The 19,001-nt window shown below is 69.2% G+C and carries 20 protein-coding genes; 3 read left to right on the plus strand and 17 right to left on the minus strand.

From position 1 onward, the window contains the following. Position 1: 1 nt before the first annotated feature. From rpsC to OG373_RS16940, 9 genes are all read right to left on the minus strand, one after another. Positions 2-844 carry a 30S ribosomal protein S3 gene (gene rpsC / locus OG373_RS16900; RefSeq protein WP_008739710.1) on the minus strand — a complete coding sequence of 281 codons (843 nt, stop codon included), beginning with the start codon at positions 842-844 and terminating at the stop codon, positions 2-4. Further along, positions 844-1,191, minus strand: coding sequence for a 50S ribosomal protein L22 (gene rplV / locus OG373_RS16905; RefSeq protein ID WP_007265904.1), 348 nt, complete (start codon positions 1,189-1,191; stop codon positions 844-846). The genes rpsC and rplV overlap by 1 nt, the downstream gene beginning before the upstream one ends. 43 nt (positions 1,192-1,234) lie before the next feature. Then, positions 1,235-1,516: a 30S ribosomal protein S19 gene (gene rpsS / locus OG373_RS16910; RefSeq protein ID WP_008739713.1), complete on the minus strand. Its 282-nt coding sequence runs from the start codon at positions 1,514-1,516 to the stop codon at positions 1,235-1,237. Between the two features lie 12 nt (positions 1,517-1,528). Further along, positions 1,529-2,365 carry a 50S ribosomal protein L2 gene (gene rplB / locus OG373_RS16915; protein WP_008739715.1) on the minus strand — a complete coding sequence of 279 codons (837 nt, stop codon included), beginning with the start codon at positions 2,363-2,365 and terminating at the stop codon, positions 1,529-1,531. A 39-nt stretch (positions 2,366-2,404) separates the two neighbouring features. Continuing rightward, complete coding sequence (gene rplW / locus OG373_RS16920; protein ID WP_030154694.1) at positions 2,405-2,728, minus strand: 50S ribosomal protein L23; 324 nt, start codon at positions 2,726-2,728, stop codon at positions 2,405-2,407. Beyond that, positions 2,728-3,378, minus strand: a complete 651-nt coding sequence (gene rplD, locus OG373_RS16925) for a 50S ribosomal protein L4 (RefSeq protein WP_031146574.1) — start codon at positions 3,376-3,378, stop codon at positions 2,728-2,730. Before rplD ends, rplW begins: the two co-directional genes overlap by 1 nt. A 4-nt stretch (positions 3,379-3,382) precedes the next feature. Next, positions 3,383-4,027: a 50S ribosomal protein L3 gene (gene rplC / locus OG373_RS16930; protein WP_007265899.1), complete on the minus strand. Its 645-nt coding sequence runs from the start codon at positions 4,025-4,027 to the stop codon at positions 3,383-3,385. A gap of 14 nt (positions 4,028-4,041) precedes the next feature. Further along, on the minus strand, positions 4,042-4,350 hold the full coding sequence (gene rpsJ, locus OG373_RS16935; protein WP_003948644.1) for a 30S ribosomal protein S10: 309 nt from the start codon (positions 4,348-4,350) through the stop codon (positions 4,042-4,044). Positions 4,351-4,821: 471 nt separating this feature from the next. Continuing rightward, positions 4,822-5,814 carry a hypothetical protein gene (locus tag OG373_RS16940; protein WP_405439096.1) on the minus strand — a complete coding sequence of 331 codons (993 nt, stop codon included), beginning with the start codon at positions 5,812-5,814 and terminating at the stop codon, positions 4,822-4,824. Between the two features lie 159 nt (positions 5,815-5,973). On the opposite strand from OG373_RS16940, the gene OG373_RS16945 reads away from it, so the two are divergent. After that, positions 5,974-8,619 carry a peptidoglycan recognition protein gene (locus tag OG373_RS16945; RefSeq protein ID WP_405439097.1) on the plus strand — a complete coding sequence of 882 codons (2,646 nt, stop codon included), beginning with the start codon at positions 5,974-5,976 and terminating at the stop codon, positions 8,617-8,619. Between the two features lie 83 nt (positions 8,620-8,702). Here the strand turns inward: OG373_RS16945 and OG373_RS16950 are convergent, their stop codons facing one another. The 7 genes from OG373_RS16950 to rfbB all read right to left on the minus strand — a co-directional run bounded on the left by OG373_RS16950 (position 8,703) and on the right by rfbB (position 15,987). Next, positions 8,703-10,526, minus strand: coding sequence for an ArnT family glycosyltransferase (locus OG373_RS16950; RefSeq protein ID WP_405439098.1), 1,824 nt, complete (start codon positions 10,524-10,526; stop codon positions 8,703-8,705). 6 nt (positions 10,527-10,532) lie between these two features. Beyond that, the gene (locus OG373_RS16955) at positions 10,533-11,834 is read right to left on the minus strand and encodes a lipopolysaccharide biosynthesis protein (protein ID WP_405439099.1); all 1,302 of its coding nucleotides are present in this window, start codon (positions 11,832-11,834) and stop codon (positions 10,533-10,535) included. A gap of 25 nt (positions 11,835-11,859) precedes the next feature. Beyond that, the gene (locus OG373_RS16960) at positions 11,860-12,744 is read right to left on the minus strand and encodes a glycosyltransferase family 2 protein (RefSeq protein ID WP_405439100.1); all 885 of its coding nucleotides are present in this window, start codon (positions 12,742-12,744) and stop codon (positions 11,860-11,862) included. Between the two features lie 9 nt (positions 12,745-12,753). Continuing rightward, complete coding sequence (locus OG373_RS16965; protein ID WP_397733198.1) at positions 12,754-13,560, minus strand: glycosyltransferase family 2 protein; 807 nt, start codon at positions 13,558-13,560, stop codon at positions 12,754-12,756. Then, entirely contained in the window at positions 13,557-13,958 is a 402-nt protein-coding gene (locus OG373_RS16970) for a DUF2304 family protein (protein WP_397733200.1), read from the minus strand. Before OG373_RS16970 ends, OG373_RS16965 begins: the two co-directional genes overlap by 4 nt. A 143-nt stretch (positions 13,959-14,101) precedes the next feature. Continuing rightward, a complete protein-coding gene (gene rfbD, locus OG373_RS16975; protein WP_405439101.1) occupies positions 14,102-15,013 on the minus strand; it encodes a dTDP-4-dehydrorhamnose reductase in 912 nt (303 codons plus the stop codon). Next, on the minus strand, positions 15,010-15,987 hold the full coding sequence (gene rfbB / locus OG373_RS16980; protein WP_405439102.1) for a dTDP-glucose 4,6-dehydratase: 978 nt from the start codon (positions 15,985-15,987) through the stop codon (positions 15,010-15,012). Before rfbB ends, rfbD begins: the two co-directional genes overlap by 4 nt. A gap of 82 nt (positions 15,988-16,069) precedes the next feature. Here rfbB and rfbA point away from each other — a divergent pair, with 82 nt between their 5' ends. After that, on the plus strand, positions 16,070-16,945 hold the full coding sequence (gene rfbA, locus OG373_RS16985) for a glucose-1-phosphate thymidylyltransferase RfbA (protein WP_405439103.1): 876 nt from the start codon (positions 16,070-16,072) through the stop codon (positions 16,943-16,945). Beyond that, positions 16,942-17,541: a dTDP-4-dehydrorhamnose 3,5-epimerase gene (gene rfbC / locus OG373_RS16990; protein WP_052876417.1), complete on the plus strand. Its 600-nt coding sequence runs from the start codon at positions 16,942-16,944 to the stop codon at positions 17,539-17,541. The genes rfbA and rfbC overlap by 4 nt, the downstream gene beginning before the upstream one ends. Positions 17,542-17,739: 198 nt before the next feature. Here rfbC and tuf read toward each other — a convergent pair whose 3' ends face one another. Beyond that, the gene (tuf, locus tag OG373_RS16995; protein WP_189970634.1) at positions 17,740-18,933 is read right to left on the minus strand and encodes an elongation factor Tu; all 1,194 of its coding nucleotides are present in this window, start codon (positions 18,931-18,933) and stop codon (positions 17,740-17,742) included. Between the last annotated feature and the right edge of the window lie 68 nt (positions 18,934-19,001).

Below are 19,001 nucleotides of genomic sequence, written 5' to 3' on the forward strand. Positions count from 1 at the left end.
GTCAGGCCTCCGTTCCGGTGCTCTCGGCCGGAGCGGCGGCGGGAGCGTCGGCCTTGGGGGCCTCGGCACCAGCAGCCTGCTGCGGCTTGCGGCCACCACGGCCGCCGCGCTCGCCACCACGGCCACCACGGCCGGCGGGACGATCGCCAGCGCCCTGCGCGCCGCGGGCCGGGCGGTTACCCGCACGGGCTGCAGCGTTCTCGGCGCGAACCTCGGCGATGTTCTTGACGTCGCCCTTGTAGATCCAGACCTTCACACCGATACGGCCGAAGGTGGTCTTGGCCTCGAAGAAGCCGTAGTCCACGTTCGCGCGCAGCGTGTGCAGCGGCACACGACCCTCGCGGTAGAACTCGGAGCGGGACATCTCGGCGCCGCCGAGACGACCGCCACACTGGATCTTGATGCCCTTGGCGCCGGCCTTCATCGTGCCCTGCATGCTCTTACGCATGGCGCGACGGAAGGAGACGCGGGAGGAGAGCTGCTCGGCAACGGCCTGGGCAACCAGCTGTGCATCCAGCTCGGGGTTCTTGACCTCGAGGATGTTCAGCTGGACCTGCTTGCCCGTGAGCTTCTCGAGGTCACCGCGGATGCGGTCGGCCTCGGCGCCACGGCGGCCGATGACGATGCCCGGACGAGCGGTGTGGATGTCCACACGCACGCGGTCACGGGTGCGCTCGATCTCAACCTTCGAGATGCCGGCGCGCTCCATGCCGGACGTCATCATCCGACGGATGGCGACGTCTTCCTTGACGTAGTCCTTGTACAGCTTGTCGGCGTACCAACGCGACTTGAAGTCGGTGGTGATGCCGAGCCGGAACCCGTGCGGGTTTACCTTCTGGCCCATTACCGGGAACCTTCCTTGCTGCTGACGACCACGGTGATGTGGCTGGTCCGCTTGCGGATCCGGTAGGCACGGCCCTGCGCACGCGGACGGAACCGCTTCAGGGTCGGGCCCTCGTCCACGTACGCCTCGCTGATGACCAGCGTGGAGGCGTCCGGGTGGTTGTAGTTGTGTGCGGCGTTGGCGATGGCGCTGTCAAGCACCTTGCCAACCGGCACGCTCGCGGCCTGCGGGGCGAAACGCAGGACCGCCTGAGCCTCCGTGGCATCCATGCCACGGATAAGGTCCACCACTCGGCGGGCCTTCATGGGCGTGACGCGGATGTACCGCGCCTGGGCCCTGGCTTCCATGGTTGTCCCTTCGGTGTAAGTCATAGTCATAACCACCCCGCCTTTAGCGGCGCTTCGACTTCCGGTCGTCCTTGACGTGGCCGCGGAAGGTGCGAGTCGGCGAGAACTCGCCGAGCTTGTGGCCGACCATCGACTCGGTGACGAACACCGGGACGTGGGTCTTGCCGTTGTGCACCGCGATGGTGTGACCCAGCATGCTGGGGATGATCATCGAGCGACGGGACCAGGTCTTGATGACGTTCTTGGTGCCGGCTTCGTTCTGGACGTCCACCTTCTTTACGAGGTGGTCGTCGACGAAGGGCCCCTTCTTGAGACTGCGCGGCATCTAAACCCGCTCCTAGCGCTTCTTGTTCGTCTTGCGGCGGCGGACGATGTACTTGCTCGAAGCCTTCTTCGGCGAGCGAGTACGACCCTCCTTCTGACCCCACGGGGAGACCGGGTGGCGACCACCACTGGTCTTGCCCTCACCACCACCGTGCGGGTGGTCAACCGGGTTCATCGCGACACCGCGGACGGACGGGCGAACGCCCTTCCAGCGCATGCGGCCGGCCTTGCCCCAGTTGATGTTCGACTGCTCGGCGTTGCCGACCTCGCCGACGGTGGCGCGGCAGCGCGCGTCGACCAGGCGGATCTCACCGGAAGGCATACGAAGGTGGGCCATCGTGCCCTCCTTCGCCAGCAGCTGCACGGAGGCACCCGCGGAACGGGCGAACTTGGCGCCACCACCGGGACGGAGCTCGATCGCGTGGATCGTGGTACCGACCGGGATGTTGCGGAGGGCCAGGTTGTTACCGGGCTTGATGTCGGCCGTGGGGCCGTTCTCAATCCGGTCGCCCTGCTTCAGAGCCTTCGGCGCGATGATGTAGCGCTTCTCGCCGTCCGCGTAGTGCAGGAGCGCGATGCGCGCAGTGCGGTTGGGGTCGTACTCGATGTGCGCGACCTTGGCCGGCACGCCGTCCTTGTCGTGACGACGGAAGTCGATCACGCGGTAGGCGCGCTTGTGTCCACCACCCTGGTGGCGAACGGTGATCCGACCGGTGTTGTTACGGCCGCCCTTGCTGTGCAGGGGGCGAACCAGCGACTTCTCCGGCGTGGACCGCGTGATCTCGACAAAGTCGGCGACGCTGGAGCCACGACGGCCCGGGGTCGTCGGCTTGTACTTGCGGATACCCATTTCTCAGTCCTCGTCCGATTCCGGACGACTAGACCTCCGTTAGGAGGCCTGGCCGCCGAAGATGTCGATTCGGTCGCCCTCAGCGAGGGTCACGATGGCGCGCTTGGTGTCAGCGCGCTTGCCGAAACCGGTCTTGGTGCGCTTGCGCTTACCCTGACGGTTGATCGTGTTGACCCCGGTGACCTTGACCCCGAAGACCGCTTCCACGGCCTGCTTGATCTGGGTCTTGTTGGAGCCGGGCGCGACGATGAACGTGTACTTGTTCTCGTCCAGCAGCGCGTAGCTCTTCTCCGAGACAACCGGCTTGATCAGCAGGTCGCGCGGGTCAGTGAAGGTCTTGCTGGTAACGGTCGCCTCAGACATCAGGCGTCGCTCCCTTCGGTCTCATCGGCCTTGGGGCCAGACACGAAGGACTCGAAAGCGGCCTGAGTGAAGACCACGTCGTCAGAGACGATCACGTCGTACGTGTTCAGCTGGCCCGGCTCCAGGATGTGAACCTGGGGCAGGTTGCGGGCGGACAGCCACGCGGCCTCGTCGGCGCGGTCGACGACCAGGAGCAGGTTCTTGCGCTCCGAGATCTTGCCGAACAGCGTCTTGGCGGCCTTCGTGGAGGCGGCACCCTCGACCACGCCGGTGACGACGTGGATGCGGGAGTGACGCGCACGGTCCGAGAGGGCACCGCGGAGGGCGGCGGCCTTCATCTTCTTCGGGGTCCGCTGGGAGTAGTCACGCGGCTGCGGGCCGTGGACAACGCCACCGCCGACGAACTGCGGCGCACGGGTCGAACCCTGGCGCGCGCGGCCGGTGCCCTTCTGGCGGTACGGCTTGCGGCCACCACCACGGACTTCGCCACGACGCTTGGTCTTGTGCGTGCCCTGACGGGCAGCAGCCAGCTGAGCGACAACGACCTGGTGGATCAGCGGAACGCTGGTCTTCGCGTCGAAGATCTCCGCGGGGAGCTCGACGGTACCGGCCTTGTCGCCTGCCGGCGAAAGGATGTCAATGGTGCTCATTACCTCAAGCCCCCTTGGCCGCGGTACGGACCAGGACGAGGCCGCCGTTCGGACCGGGGACCGCACCCTTGATAAGGAGCAGACCCTTCTCCGCGTCAACCGCGTGGATGGTCAGGTTCTGGGTGGTGACACGCTCGTTACCCATGCGACCGGCCATGCGCATGCCCTTGAAGACACGCCCAGGGGTGGCACAGCCACCGATCGAACCGGGGGAGCGGTGCTTGCGCTGCACACCGTGACCGGCGCCGAGGCCCCGGAAGTTGTGCCGCTTCATGACACCGGCGAAGCCCTTGCCCTTGCTGTTGCCCGTGACGTCAACCTTGACGCCGGACTCGAACACCTCAGCAGTGATCTCCTGGCCGAGCGTGTACTCGCTGGCGTCGGAGGTGCGGAGCTCCACCAGGTGGCGGCGGGGGGTCACGTCGGCCTTGGCGAAGTGGCCCTTGAGGGGCTTGTTCACCTTGCGCGGGTCGATCTCGCCGAAGGCGATCTGGACCGACTCGTAGCCGTCGATGTCGTTCGTACGGACCTGGGTAACGACGCAGGGTCCGGCCTTGACCACGGTCACCGGGACGACACGGTTGTTCTCGTCCCAGACCTGGGTCATGCCGAGCTTCTCGCCCAGGACGCCCTTGATCTGCTTTGCCATCTTCTCGACGCCTCTCAGAGCTTGATCTCGATGTCAACGCCGGCCGGAAGGTCCAGGCGCATCAGCGAGTCAACGGTCTTGGGAGTCGGGTCGAGGATGTCGATCAGGCGCTTGTGCGTGCGCATCTCGAAGTGCTCGCGCGAGTCCTTGTACTTGTGCGGCGACTTGATGACGCAGTACACGTTCTTCTCAGTGGGCAGCGGCACCGGGCCCGCGACCGACGCACCAGTGCGCGTCACCGTCTCGACGATCTTCTTCGCCGAGGAATCGATGACCTCGTGGTCGTAGGCCTTGAGCCGGATGCGGATCTTCTGTCCCGCCATGGCTACTCCGTAGTCCTGTCTGTATGTGGAAACGCTCTGGCTCCCGGTTGGCTGCGGGACGGATCCCGCGGCCTCTCCTCCGACCCACGCGGTCGGGCGTGTCGCACTCCCTCTACAGAAAATTCCCATACGGAAATTCCCTCGTCCAAGGGGGTGCGGTCCCTGTTGACCGCGATTCGGGGGAGAAACACCCACCGAGTGCCTGGTGGGCACCGTGCTGACGCTTCCCAGAAGATTCCCGTACGTCCGCCCCCATTGCTGCCCCGAGAGGCAGATTAAGGACGACGAGTACTGTGGGACTCGCTTCCGGTCCTCCCGGCGGGAGGCGCGCAGCATCGGCACTCAGCCGAGCAACTTGAGTAGTCTGCCATACGAGGCACGTACCTGGCCAATCGGGCGGAAGAGAATACCCCGCCACGCTGAGTGGTCAAACCGCACCACGCGCATCACCCGGCGGGGCCCCTCCCCCGGTCAGGAACGGGTGATCGTGCCGCACCCGTCGCCCCGGACGCCGCTGCCGCGGTCGTACGGATCCACGGCGGGCCCGGTGGCCGCCGGACCGGTCGCCGCGTCCAGCGGGAACTGCGGGTGCAGGAAGCCGTCACCCGCCCGGCATTCCACGTTCGACCATTCCGCGTGGTATTCGCGCAGCTGGAGCCTGCCGCGGGTGGTCTCCCAGCGCACCGGGTCGAGCAGGGCCAGGGTGATCTGCCGGCGCACGATGGTGCGCTGCACGCTGGTGCCCCCCTTCGTCAGCGGGTGCACGAAGGTGTAGTCGGTCACCACGAGCACCTCCCCGGGCTCCCCCTTCTCCACGCGCATGCCGCCGCGCACCTTGACGACGTCACCGACCGGCTTGACCTCGGCCGGATCGAAGCGGGTGAAGACCGTCACCGGGGTGTCCTGCTCCGTGGGCCTCGTCAGGTACTGCTCCAGCCGCTGCGGGATCTCCGGCTGCAGGGGATCCAGGAGCGCCAGGGCCTCGGCGGGCCGCTCCCCGCGCAGGGTCGCCGGGTCCAGGTTGGCCGCGACGAGGAACCGCCTCGTCTTCTGCAGCGCGTCCGCGACCGTCTCCTTCGACATCCCGCCCACGGCCGTGGCCTCGGGGACCTCGATCCCGGCTGCGCCGTCGGCCCACTGGAGCGCCGGGGAGCCGCGGAAGGGGTCCTGCAGCGTCGGCTCGTCGGGGGCCACCGGAGGCGGCGGCGCCGTCGGCCGTACGGACTCCGCGGCCGGGGGCGGCGCGCCCGCGCCGGCCCCCAGGGCCCCGGCCTCGCCGACCAGCCGGTCGATCAGCAGCTCGGGGCGTACGGCGACCAGGGCGAGCCCGGCTATGCACGCGACGGCCAGGGCGATCCCCAGCCGCCTCGGACCCCGGCGCCGCTCCTGCCACGCGGGCCCGGTGCGCCACCCCGGCGGCTCGGCCCAGGGGTCCGGTCTGCCGTCGTTGTCGTTGTTTCTCATGTCCCCGCCCCGCGACGTTCCGTGTGTGCTTCCCCCCGGAGCCTCTCATTGCCCTGTACGGAGCCGACCCCGCTGGCTGACGGGGCGATAGGTGGCAGTAGCATCCGCCCGACCAGGCCTGTCACCTGGTGAGTTCACAAAAGGGGTTGGGGAGACAACTTGAGACTAGGTCGCGCGCGCGGGACGGCTCTGGCCGCCGCGCTCGGTGTCGTAGCAGTACTCGGCTTCCAGGGGGCGGCCAACGGATTCGGCACGGACTCCCCGGACGACGACGGACTGCGGCGCTACAGCACCCCCGGCAAGGTACGGGGACCGGTGGCGGGCAAGGTCCACAAGCTCGCGCTGAAGCCCAAGGGGACCGGCAAGGCCGTCCTCGCACAGCAGGACACGAAGCCCTTCGGCCTCCTGGGTGTCACCTGGACCGACCCGGCGGCCGAGGTGAAGGGGTCCATCGAGGCCCGCACCCGCAGCGCGAAGACCGGCAAGTGGTCGCAGTGGGTCACCCTGGAACAGGCCAAGGCGAACCTCGACGGCAAGCGCCCGGGTATGCGCGGCGCCACCGAGCCGGTCTGGGTCGGTCTCTCGGACGGCGCCGAGGTCCGGGTGGGCGGCGGGACGGCCGCGCTCCCCTCCGGGATGGAGCTGGCGCTCGTGGACCCGGGTTCCGCCAGTGCCGCAAAGAAGCCCGGCGACATCAAGGCCGAGCCGGCGGCCTTCGCCGCCCCGGCGGACGACCCCGTCCCGCCGACGCCCGCCCAGCCGCCGACGGTCCCCGGGCCGGCCTCCACGGCGCCGCAGCCCGAGATCGTCTCGCGCGTCCAGTGGGGTGCTGACGAGAGCCTGAACAACGAGGGCCCGATCTACCTCCCCGGAGGGAAGATCAAGGCGGTTTTCGTCCACCACACCGCGGCCTCCGCGCCGTACGAGTGCTCCGAGTCCGCGGCCATCGTCCGTGGCCTGCACGTGTACCACGTGACGGAGAACAAGTGGCGGGACCTCGGCTACAACTTCCTCACCGACAAGTGCGGCACGATCTTCGAGGGGCGCCAGGGCGGTGTCGACCAGCCCGTGATGGGCGCGCACTCCTACGGCTGGAACTCCGAGTCGACGAGCGTCTCCGTCCTCGGTGACTACACGAGCGCCGGGGCCTCGCCGGCCGCGCTCGAAGCCATCTCGAAGGTCGCGGCCTACAAGCTGGGCCAGTACGACGGCGACATGAACGGCACGACGACGCTGACCGCGGGCGCCACCCAGACCAACTTCTTCGGCAAGAGCTTCACCGAGAAGCAGCCGTACGAGTTCAAGACGCTCTCGGGTCACCGGGACGGCTTCAACACCCAGTGCCCGGGCAACTCGCTCTACCCGCAGCTGGAAGCCCTCCGCAAGTCCGGTCCCCCGGCCGCGCTGAAGGTCACCAACGTGAACGGGGAACCGGCCCAGCCCGGCTCCTCCTTCCAGACCCCCGGTCCCGTCTCCGTCGGCTACGACACCAGCACGGCCGGCACGCTCGTGAGCAAGTTCGAGCTGCTGGTCGACGACAAGCCGGTCGCGACCGCCGCGGGCACCGCCCGTACGGTGTCGACCTCGCTGGCCTCCGGCAGCCACCAGCTCCAGATCCGGGCGACCGCGACCAACGGCAAGGTGTCCACGAGCCTTCCGGTCACCGTGGTCGCCGAGGTCAAGGACATCAAGTTCGTCCCGGTGGCCCCCAAGCGCCTGATGGACACCCGTGAGGGCCTGGGCACCCCGCAGGCGAAGGTCGCCGGCGGCACCTCGGTCACCCTCCAGGTCGCGGGCGGTGCCACCGGCATCCCGGCGAGCGGGGTGACCGCGGCCGTCCTGAACGTGACGGCGACGGAGCCGACGCAGTCCAGCTTCGTGTCGGTGTACCCGGCCGGTGCGACCCGTTCCAGCGCGTCGAACCTGAACTTCACCGCCGGCCAGACGATCCCCAACCTGGTGGTCGTGCCCGTGGTCGACGGCAAGGTCAGCTTCTACAACCACTCGGGGGCGGTCCACCTCATCGCGGACGTCACCGGCTACTTCACGTCGAGCGGTGAGGGCGCCACCCTCACCAACGTGGGTCCGACCCGGTTGATGGACACCCGTGAGGGCCTGGGCACGCCGAAGGCGAAGGTCGCCGGCGGCACCTCGGTCACCCTCCAGGTCGCGGGCGTCGAAGGCATCCCGGCCACCGGGGTCAAGGCGGTCGTCCTCAACGTCACCGCCACCAACCCGACGCAGTCCAGCTTCGTGTCGGTCTACCCCAGCGGCACCACCCGCTCCAGCGCCTCGAACCTGAACTTCACCGCCGGCCAGACCATCCCCAACCTGGTGATCGTCCCGGTCATCGACGGCAAGGTCAGCTTCTACAACCACTCCGGCACCGTCGACCTCATCGCCGACATCACCGGCTACTTCTCCGACAGCACCTCGGGCGCCACGCACACCAACATCGGCCCGACCCGGTTGATGGACACCCGTGAGGGCCTGGGCACCCCGCAGGCGAAGGTCGCCGGCGGCACCTCGGTCACCCTCCAGGTCGCGGGCGTCGAAGGCATCCCGGCCACCGGGGTCAAGGCGGTCGTCCTCAACGTCACCGCCACCAACCCGACGCAGTCCAGCTTCGTGTCGGTCTACCCCAGCGGCACCACCCGCTCCAGCGCCTCGAACCTGAACTTCACCGCCGGCCAGACCATCCCCAACCTGGTGATCGTCCCGGTCATCGACGGCAAGGTCAGCTTCTACAACCACTCCGGCACCGTCGACCTCATCGCCGACATCACCGGCTACTTCACCAAGTAACGAAGAGCGGTACGAAGAAACGGGTGGACCCCCGGCCGGATCGGCCGGGGGTCCACCCGTTCTCCGTGTCAGGGGGCCCGGGATCAGCCGCGGCGCCAGATCACGTACTGGCCGTCCTCGACAAGGCGGTCGACGTGCCAGCCGGCCGGGGCGTTGCGCCAGCTGTCGGCGAGCCCGGCCTTCTTGTCGGTGCGGTTCAGCACGGCCACGTTGGCCCCGGACGGCGGCGGGGCATCCTTCATGATCATGGGACGGATCCAGACCCGGCCGTCGATCACCATGTAGGCCGTCGTCGTCCGCAGCTCCCAGCGGACGTACTCGTCCAGCACCAGTTGGTCACCCGGCCGGATGCCGGCCGCCTTGATGAAGCCGCTGCCGTCACCGAGGCGGTCCGCCACGGCGGGCTTGGTGATCTTGTAGGTGATCGCGACGGTCGCGGAGCCGGCGAACACGGCCAGAGCCAGCCCGGCGGCGCCGGTGGCGAGCGCGCCGCGGCGGGTGCCGCCGATCAGGCGCAGCAGCAGCACGACGGCGAGCACGATCAGGGCCGTCGCGGTGGTGCGCACGGGGCGGAAGCCGTCCCAGTTTCCCGCGGAGAGGCTGGAGAGGAACGTGACGTCGGGCAGGCCCCACCGGATGAACCAGGACTCGCGCCACTGCTGGCTGGCCATGTGGAGCAGCGCCGCCGTCAGGCCCAGCGTCACGATGCCCGCGGACGCGCCGAGCGCGACGGTCCTCTTCCAACCACGGACGTGGTACACCGCCGCCACCGCGACGACCAGGTACGCCGGGACCAGCAGGGACAGGTAGCGGGCGTAGACGATGGTGTCGAGGCGGTGGTCGTTGGGCAGCCCGGCGGCCGCCGCCAGCGCGATGCCGCCCAGCAGCGCGACCATCACGAATGCCACCACGCGGTTGGCCAGGGTGAAGCGCGGGCTGAGGACCGCGCACACGCAGACCACCAGGGCCACCGCGCCCAGGCCCCAGGTGGAGGTCATGAAGTACCAGAGGTGGCCGATCAACCGCATGACGGTGCGGCGCAGCAGGTGGGTGTTCAGCAGCGTCTCGAAGACGGCGTTGCCGACCTGGCTGGGGGCGGCGCCGTCGATGCGGGAGATCATCCACGTGGTCATCAGCTGCTTGAGGACGAACATCGCGGCGAGCAGGGCCAGCGCGGACGCGCTGGCGATCCGCGGCGCCCACTTGAAGATCAGTGCCACGAGCAGCACCAGACCGGTCAGCGCGATGATCACGCCGCCGCGGTCGTGGGTGAGCAGGCAGTATCCGGCGGCGAAGCCGGCCAGCAGGGCGAACCGGATCCGGCTGTTCCGGCCGCCCTCGGAGAACAGACCGTGCAAGCCGATCAGCCAGGCCAGCACCAGGGGCGGCAGCGGGGTGTCCGCCATCGCGTACTGCGAGTAGAAGACCACCGGCGGAGCCAGGACCGCGACGGTGCCGGCGATGTACGCGACCGGCTTGGAGACGTTCAGCCGGCGCAGCCCCCAGTACGCCATGGGCAGCACGAGGCAGCTGATCAGGGCGTTGATGCCCATGATCAGGTGGAAGGCGAACACGGGATCGTCGGTGATGCGCAGGGCGGGCGAAATGAGCAGGGAGTAGCCGGCCGGGATCACCTGGTCGTTGGGGATCTGGGTGGTCGGCCGGCCCGCCAGGATCCTGGCCATCACCAGGTACATCGGCTCGTCCGGGCTGACCACGGGGAAGTCCTGCCGGGTGACCAGCGACAGCCTGAACAGCACGTTGAGTACGTAGCCGAGGGCCAGCGACGCCGGCGCCACCCACCGGGCGTGCCACCAGAGCGCCGGGGTCGGGCTGTCCGCCGGCGAGTCCACGCCGGTCCGGTCGCTCTCGGGCTCGGCGGAAGAAGGAGGGGCCAGTCGCGTCATCAGGGGTCAGGCTTCCGTGAGATGTCCAGTGGGGACCGGTGCGGTGGTGCGGCGGCGCTGCACAGCGCCGTGGAGTGTCAGGAGCATCGCGGCGGCGGTGGCCAGCGAACCGACCGCGTAGGCCAGACCCACGCGCAGCGCGATGTCGCCGGGGACCAGCGTGATGCCGAGCAGCACCGCGGTGCCGAACACCCAGCAGGCCAGTTGGGCACGGTGCTTGTGCAGGACCATCTGGGCCTGGCCGAGCACCATCGCCAGCATGTAGCAGGTCGTCCCGATGGCGAACCACAGGAAGTCGAGGTGGCCGAGCTGGCCGGGGGCGGCACGGAAGAGGACCTCGATCAGCCAGGGTCCGATCAGCACGGCCGGCACACCGCCGACGGCGCCGAGGCCGAGCACCACCAGGCAGGCCTTGCGGAGCATCCGGGCGAAGCCCTGGTCGTCGCCGGCGGCCACCACGGTGGACAGTCCGGAGAGCAGCGAGGCCTGCAGCGAGCCGAAGACGAACAGCGGCACCCGGGCCAGCACCAGTGCGCTGAGCAGGCCCGCGATCAGTTCGGTGCGGGTCGGCTCCAGCAGCTGGGTGCTCATGACCGCCGCGTTGACGACCACCTGGGCCAGCAGGGTGGAGGCGGTCAGCGGGCCGAGGCCGCGGACCAGCTCGCGGGTGGCGATGGGCCCGCCGGGCCGCGCCGCGCCCCGGGTCGGGGACAGCGTGACCAGCAGGGCGACGAACGGTGCCACGACGAGGATCAGGCTGAAGGCGAGCGCCGAGTGCAGCCCGGCGAGGGCGCATGCGAAGGCCAGGAAGATCCGCAGGCCGCCGTCGACCGCGAGCTGGGAGCCGTACGCGGTGAAGCGGCCGGTGCCGGCCAGGATGCCCCGGGTGAGGTAGCACAGGGCCATCCCGGCGAAGGCGGCGCCGAGCACGGCGACCAGCTGCCGGTCTCCCCGGAACAGCCGGTCGGCGATCGGCCCGGCGAAGAGGGCGAGCGCGCCGATGACCACGGCGAGGATGCCGGCGGTCAGCAGCCCCGCCTTCCGGAACACGGGAGCGGCTCCCTCGCCGCGCACCGCGCGGGCGGCGACGATCCGGGTGAGCTCCTGCTCGATCGGGAAGAACAGGCCGATCCCGACGGACATCACCAGCGTCCACAGCACCGAGACCCCGGCCATGTCGGCCTTGGAGAGGCTGTGTCCGGCCACCGCGAGGTGGATGTAGGAGGCGGCGCCGAGCACAGCGGTGCCCCCCGCGACCATGGCGGTCCCGGGGGGCAGGGCCTTGAGCAGTTTCGAGATCGGGTTCATCCAGGAGCTTTCATAGGCCGCACGCTCAGCGCGTGGCGTGGCGGAGCATGGCGCTGACACCGGGCCGGCCGGCCTTCCGGGCGGCGCCGGGCAGCAGCGTGAGTGCGTGCAGCCGGGAGGAGAGGTGCAGCCGGGAGACCTTGGCGGCGCGCGGCCAGCCGTGCCGGTCCAGGCGGTCGGCGGTCTCCACGAAGAAGCGCTTGGCCTCCTCGAAGCGGTGGCCGGTGTAGGCCTTGGCCGAGGACTCGCTCTCGGCGTGCCGGCGGTAGCTGAAGCAGACCTCCGGCGTGGTGGCCAGGCTCTCCCCCGCCACCAGCAGGTCCACGACCAGGGCGAGGTCCTGGATCACGCCGAGGTCGGTGCGGAAGCCGAAGCGCTTGACCGCCTCGGTGCGCCAGCAGATCGACGGGAAGTACAGCCAGTTGCCGCGCAGCAGGCTGGTGGCCAGCTCCTCGCCGCCGAGCAGGGCCCGGCCCGGGCCCTTGGGTGCGTAGAGCTTGCGCTTGGTCCGGTCGCCCAGGGTGTCGAAGGGCAGGCCGTCGGTGCCGATGACCTGGACGCCCGGCTGGATCATCGCCGCGGTCGGCTCGCGGTCGGCCGCGGCCCGGACGACCTGGAGGTAGTTCGGGTGCATGAGGTCGTCGCAGCCCATGAGCACCAGGTACTCGTACTCGGCGAGCTCGACGCAGCGGTTGAAGTTGCCGGTCACGCCGAGGTTGCGCTCGTTGCGCAGGTAGCGCACGCGGGGGTCCGCCAGCTGCTCGAACCACTCGGGGACGCCCGGCTCGCGGCCGTCGTCGACCACGGTGAGCCGCCAGTCGGCGCCGTCCTGGGCCAGGATGCTGCGGACCGCGTCCTGCATCAGCGCGACGTCGCCGTAGTACGGCAGCAGGATCTCGAAACGTGACATGTTCTCCGCCTAGGCCTTGGTCAGCTCACGGCGGACCAGCTCGGCGGTGCGCTGCTGGAACGCGGCGTACGCCGGGGTGCCGGGTGTGAAGGTCTTGAGCTCATCGGGCATCCGGCGGATCATCGCGAGCAACAGCACGAGGCCGGCCCGGGTGAGGTAGACCATCGCCTTGAGCGGCGAGGCGCTCGGGCGGCCGGTGGTGCGCTCCCGCATCGCCACGGGGATCTGGCGCACGGTGAAGCCGGAGCGGGCGGCGCCGACCATGGACTCGATGGTGTCGCCGAGGTACTCGACCGGGTACCAGCGGGCGAAGAACTCGATGAGCGGACGGTTGCAGGCTCGGAAGCCCGAGGTGGTGTCCGTGAGCTTGGTCCGGGTGATGCGCGAGAGCACCACGGACAGCAGGGACATCGCCCACTTGCGGGGGCCGCGCACCGTGTAGTCGCCGTCACCGGCGAAGCGGGCGCCTATGACGAGGTCGGCGTCGCCGACCGCGAGGCGTTCCAGCAGCGCCGGTACGTACGCCGGGTCGTGCTGGCCGTCGGCGTCCACCTGGATCGCCACGTCGTAGCCGTGCTGCTGCGCGTAGCGGTAGCCGAGCCGCATCGCGCCGCCGACACCGAGGTTGAAGGGCAGCTGGGCGACGGCGGAGCCGGCCGCCCGGGCCACGTCGGCGGTGTTGTCCGCCGAACCGTCGTCGACGACGAGGGTGTCGACGTGGGGAAGTTGCTGCTGGATCTCGCGCAGGACGGAGGGCAGGCCGTCCTCCTCGTTCCAGGCGGGAAGAATGATCAGAACGCGACGACCGTCGTTCACGAGTTCACCTGTGCCTCGTTGGCGCCGGAATCCTCCGTGCGCGGCGACGTACTGGGGTATCCGCCCTGCTGGACGAGATGCGCGCGGATCAGCGCGACGTCCTCCGCGAGGGTGCGGGTCTCCGCCTCCAGCCGGCTGGTCTCCCAGCTGAGGTGCAGGCTGACGAGCAGGACCAGGACGAAGCCGACGAACAGCACGAGGCTCACACCGGACACGACACCGAGGGCCCGTGCAACGGGGTCCAGCAGGTCGGGCACGAACCCGAGCGGGGCCACCAGCAGCCCGATCGCGAGCCATATCGCCGCGTACTTCTCCCGCAGTTGCTGGCGGCGCAGCAGCTCAAGGATGTACCCCAGCACCAGAAGACCGGTGATGGAAGTCAGAACGGAGAGTCGCACAGCGGACGGCGCCTTTCGCGCGAAGGGGCCAACATCTTTATAGGAGAAGCATATGGCACCCATGAGGACGTCAATGAGGCCCGGAAGGTTTCGTTCCGGGCCCCATTGACGCTGCGCACGTGAATACGAAAGGGCTGGCTGGATCAGCTCTTCGAGGGGAATTTCAGCAGTTCAGTGAAGGCGGGTCGGATGATCGCCTCGGCGAGCTGGGCCTGCCAGTCCGCCGGCGGTTCCATCCCGGCGGCCGACCAGCGGTCGTGACCAAGGACACTGAAGGCGGGCCGCACGGCGGGGCGGACGAACGCCTCGGAGGTGGTCGGCCGGATCCGCTCGGGGTCGAGCCCGCCGAGCCGGTAGGCCTCGCGGGCCAGGCCCATCCACGTGGTCCGGCCGCTCGCGGTGCCGTGGTAGACCCCGGCGGGGGCGGTACCGGCCAGCGCGGCGAGGCCGAGCCCGACCAGGTGGCGGGCCAGCGCGTAGGACCAAGTGGGCTGGCCGTGCTGGTCGTCGACCACGTCGAGAGTGTCCCGCTGGGCGGCCAGCTTCAGCATGGTGGCGACGAAGTTCGCCCCGTGCTCTCCGTACAGCCAGGCGGTCCGCACGATGTAGCCGTCCTGCGGAAGCAGTTCGGCGACGGCCTGCTCGCCGACCAGCTTGGAGCGCCCGTAGGCGTTGACCGGGCCGGTCTCGGCGTCCTCGGCGTACGGCTGCGTGGCGTTGCCGGGCAGCACGTAGTCGGTGGAGACGTGCAGCAGGCGCGCACCGGCGTCGGCGCAGGCCCCGGCGAGGACGCGTACGCCGGTGCCGTTGACGGCGGTGGCGGCTTCCTCGGCGGTCTCGGCGCCGTCCACATCGGTCCATGCCGCGCAGTTGACGACGACGGCGACACCCTCGACGGCGGCGCGGACGGCCGCCGGGTCGGTGATGTCGAGGTCGGCGCGGCGCAGGCCCGCGGCCTCGATGCCGGCGTCCTTCAGGGCGGCCAGGACGTCCTGGCCGAGCATTCCGGCCGCACCGGTGACGAGCCAGCGTCCGGCTCGCGGGTTCGCGCTCACTTCTGCAGGGCCGCCTTCACCTTGAGCGGCTCCCACCAGGCGCGGTTCTCGCGGTACCAGTCGATGGTGGCCTTGATGCCGTCCTCGAAGGTGACCTGCGGGGCGTAGCCCAGCTCGGCGCCGATCTTGCTGATGTCGATGGAGTAGCGGAGGTCGTGGCCCTTGCGGTCCTCGACCTGCTCGACCATCTCCCAGCCGAGGCCGGCGGCCTCCAGCAGGACACCGGTGAGCTCCTTGTTGGTGAGCTCGGTGCCGCCGCCGATGTTGTAGACCTCGCCGGCCCGGCCCTTGCGCATGGCCAGGTCGATGCCGCGGCAGTGGTCGGAGACGTGCAGCCAGTCGCGGACGTTGCCGCCGTTGCCGTACAGCGGGACCTTCTTGCCGTCCATCAGGTTCGAGACGAACAGCGGGATGACCTTCTCCGGGAACTGGTAGTGCCCGTAGTTGTTGGAGCAGCGGGTGACCACCACGTCCATGCCGTGGGTGCGGTGGTAGGCCAGCGCCAGCAGGTCGGACGACGCCTTCGAGGCGGAGTACGGGGAGTTCGGCACCAGCGGCCACTCCTCGGTCCAGGAGCCCTCGCTGATCGAGCCGTAGACCTCGTCGGTGGAGATGTGGACGAAGCGGCCGACGCCGTGCTTGCGGGCGGAGTCGAGCAGCACCTGGGTGCCGACGACGTTGGTCATCACGAAGGGGCCCGCGCCGGCGATCGACCGGTCCACGTGGGACTCGGCCGCGAAGTGCACGACGACGTCATGACCGGGCATGACCCGGTCGACGGCCTCGGCGTCGCAGATGTCGCCCTTGACGAAGGTGTAGCCGGGGTGGTCCGCGACCGGGGCGAGGTTGGCCTCGACACCCGAGTACGTCAGCTTGTCGAAGACAGTGATCTGCGCCGTGGCATCTGCAGCGAGCTGCTGGCGGACGAATTCTGAACCGATGAAGCCGGCGCCGCCGGTCACGAGGATGCGCATAATACGAAGAGTCTAGCGGCCTGCCGAACGTCACACGGTCTGAGCTCGGCGCCCCCACACGCTCTCGCATAGGGTTCTCCCCATGCGTGGAATCCTCTTGGCCGGTGGCACCGGATCTCGACTCTGGCCGCTGACCCGGGCAGTCTCGAAGCAGCTGCTGCCCGTCTTCGACAAGCCGATGATCTACTACCCCCTCTCCACCCTCGTGATGGCGGGCATCAGCGAGATCCTGATCATCACCACCCCGGACGACCGCGAACAGTTCGAGCGACTGCTCGGCGACGGCTCGCAGTTCGGCCTGCGGCTGGAGTACGCCGTCCAGGAGCGCCCGGAGGGCATCGCCCAGGCATTCGTCCTCGGCGCCGACTTCATCGGTGACGAGTCCGTCGCCCTGATCCTCGGCGACAACATCTTCCACGGCAGTGGCCTCGGCACCCGCCTCGCCCAGCACACGAACGCCAAGGGCGGCCGCGTGTTCGCGTACCCGGTGGCCGACCCCACCGCGTACGGCGTGGTCGAGTTCGACGAGAACGGCCAGGCCATCTCCATCGAGGAGAAGCCGGAGAAGCCCAAGTCCCGCTACGCGGTGCCGGGTCTGTACTTCTACGACAACCAGGTCGTCGAGATCGCCCGCGGCCTGAAGCCCAGCGCCCGCGGCGAGCTGGAGATCACCGCCGTCAACGACGCCTACCTCCAGGCCGGCGAGCTCAACGTGACCATCCTCGACCGCGGTACCGCGTGGCTGGACACCGGCACCTTCGTCTCGATGGTGCAGGCCTCCGAGTTCGTCCGCGTCATCGAGGAGCGCCAGGGCTTCAAGATAGGTTGCATCGAGGAGGCGGCCTGGCGGGCCGGCCTGATCGACTCCGCGCAGCTGCGCGTGCTCGCCGAACCGCTGACCAAGAGCGGCTACGGCGACTACCTGCTGATGCTGCTCGCCGAGGAGGACGCCCGATGAAGTTCCGCGAGCTCTCCATAGCCGGCGCCTTCGAGGTCACCCCGCAGCTGCACGGCGACCCGCGCGGCCTGTTCACCGAGTGGTACCGCTTCGACCGGCTGGCCGAGGTCGTCGGTCACCCGCTGAACCTGGCGCAGGCCAACCTCTCGGTGTCCGCCGCCGGCGTCGTCCGCGGCATCCACTTCGCCGACGTACCGCGCGGCCAGGCCAAGTACGTCACCTGCGTACGCGGCGCCGTGCTCGACGTCATCGTCGACCTCCGGGTCGGCTCCCCCACCTTCGGCCAGTGGGAGGGTGTCCGCCTCGACGACGTCGACCGCCGCGCGGTCTACATCCCCGAGGGCCTCGGCCACGGCTTCTGCGCCCTGACCGACGACGCGACGCTCTCGTACCTCTGCTCGGAGACGTACAACCCGACCGGTGAGCACTCGGTGCACCCGCTCGACCCCGACCTCGGCATCGAGTGGCCGGCGGACGTCCCGCAGCTGTCCGCCCGCGACGAGGCCGCACCCTCGCTGGCCGACGCACTCGCGACCGGTCTGCTCCCCGACCACGCCGCGTGCGTGGAGTTCACCGAGTCCCTGCGCGTGAACTGACCCACCGCCGGTACGAGTGAGGGCCGCCCCCGTCCGGGGTGCGGCCCTCACTCGTCCCCGCCCCGGCCCGCTCCGGGGCGCGGCCGGAAACGGCCGCCGCACATGCCGAAGGGCCCCGTCCCACCGCCGAGGCGATGGGCCGGGGCCCTTCAGTGCAACTTGGTGCCCGTCGAACGGGCTACCAGGTCAGAACCCGAATTACTTCGAGATCTTGGTGACCTGGCCGGCGCCCACGGTACGACCACCCTCACGGATGGCGAACTTCAGGCCCTCCTCCATGGCGACCGGCTGGATCAGCGCGACCGTCATCTCGGTGTTGTCGCCCGGCATGACCATCTCCGTGCCGGCCGGCAGGGTGACGACACCCGTGACGTCCGTGGTACGGAAGTAGAACTGCGGGCGGTAGTTGTTGAAGAACGGGGTGTGACGGCCACCCTCGTCCTTCGACAGGATGTAGGCCTGGGCCTCGAACTCGGTGTGCGGCGTGACCGAACCGGGCTTGATGATGACCTGGCCGCGCTCGACGTCCTCGCGCTTGATGCCACGGAGGAGCAGACCGACGTTCTCGCCCGCCTGGCCCTCGTCGAGGAGCTTGCGGAACATCTCGATGCCGGTGACCGTGGTGGTGGTCTTGGCTTCCTTGATGCCGATGATGTCGACGGTCTCGTTGACCTTCAGGACACCACGCTCGATACGGCCGGTGACGACCGTACCGCGACCGGTGATCGTGAAGACGTCCTCGACGGGCATGAGGAACGGCATCTCGGTGTCACGCGGCGGGGTCGGGATGGCCTCGTCGACGGCGGCCATGAGGCCGAGAAGCTTCTCGCCCCACTCCTTGTCGCCCTCGAGGGCCTTCAGCGCGGAGACGCGGACGACCGGCAGGTCGTCGCCCGGGAACTCGTACTCGGAGAGCAGCTCACGGACCTCGAGCTCGACGAGCTCCAGGATCTCCTCGTCGTCCACCATGTCGGCCTTGTTCAGGGCGACGACGATGTAGGGGACGCCGACCTGGCGGGCCAGGAGCACGTGCTCCTTGGTCTGCGGCATCGGGCCGTCGGTGGCGGCGACCACGAGGATCGCGCCGTCCATCTGCGCGGCACCGGTGATCATGTTCTTGATGTAGTCCGCGTGACCCGGGCAGTCGACGTGGGCGTAGTGACGCGCCTCGGTCTGGTACTCGACGTGCGCGATGGAGATGGTGATACCGCGCTGGCGCTCCTCAGGAGCCTTGTCGATCTGGTCGAAGGCCGAGGCCTCGTTCAGGTCCGGGTACGCGTCGTGCAGCACCTTGGTAATGGCGGCCGTGAGGGTCGTCTTACCGTGGTCAATGTGACCGATGGTGCCGATGTTGACGTGCGGCTTAGTCCGCTCGAACTTCGCCTTCGCCACGGGGTCCTCCTGGAGAGTGGTTCTGTACGCCTTACTCATCGGCGCCAGGTGATCTTTGCTGGAAAGCC

It is taken from the genome of Streptomyces avidinii, assembly GCF_045161815.1.
Taxonomy (GTDB): Bacteria; Actinomycetota; Actinomycetes; order Streptomycetales; family Streptomycetaceae; genus Streptomyces; species Streptomyces avidinii.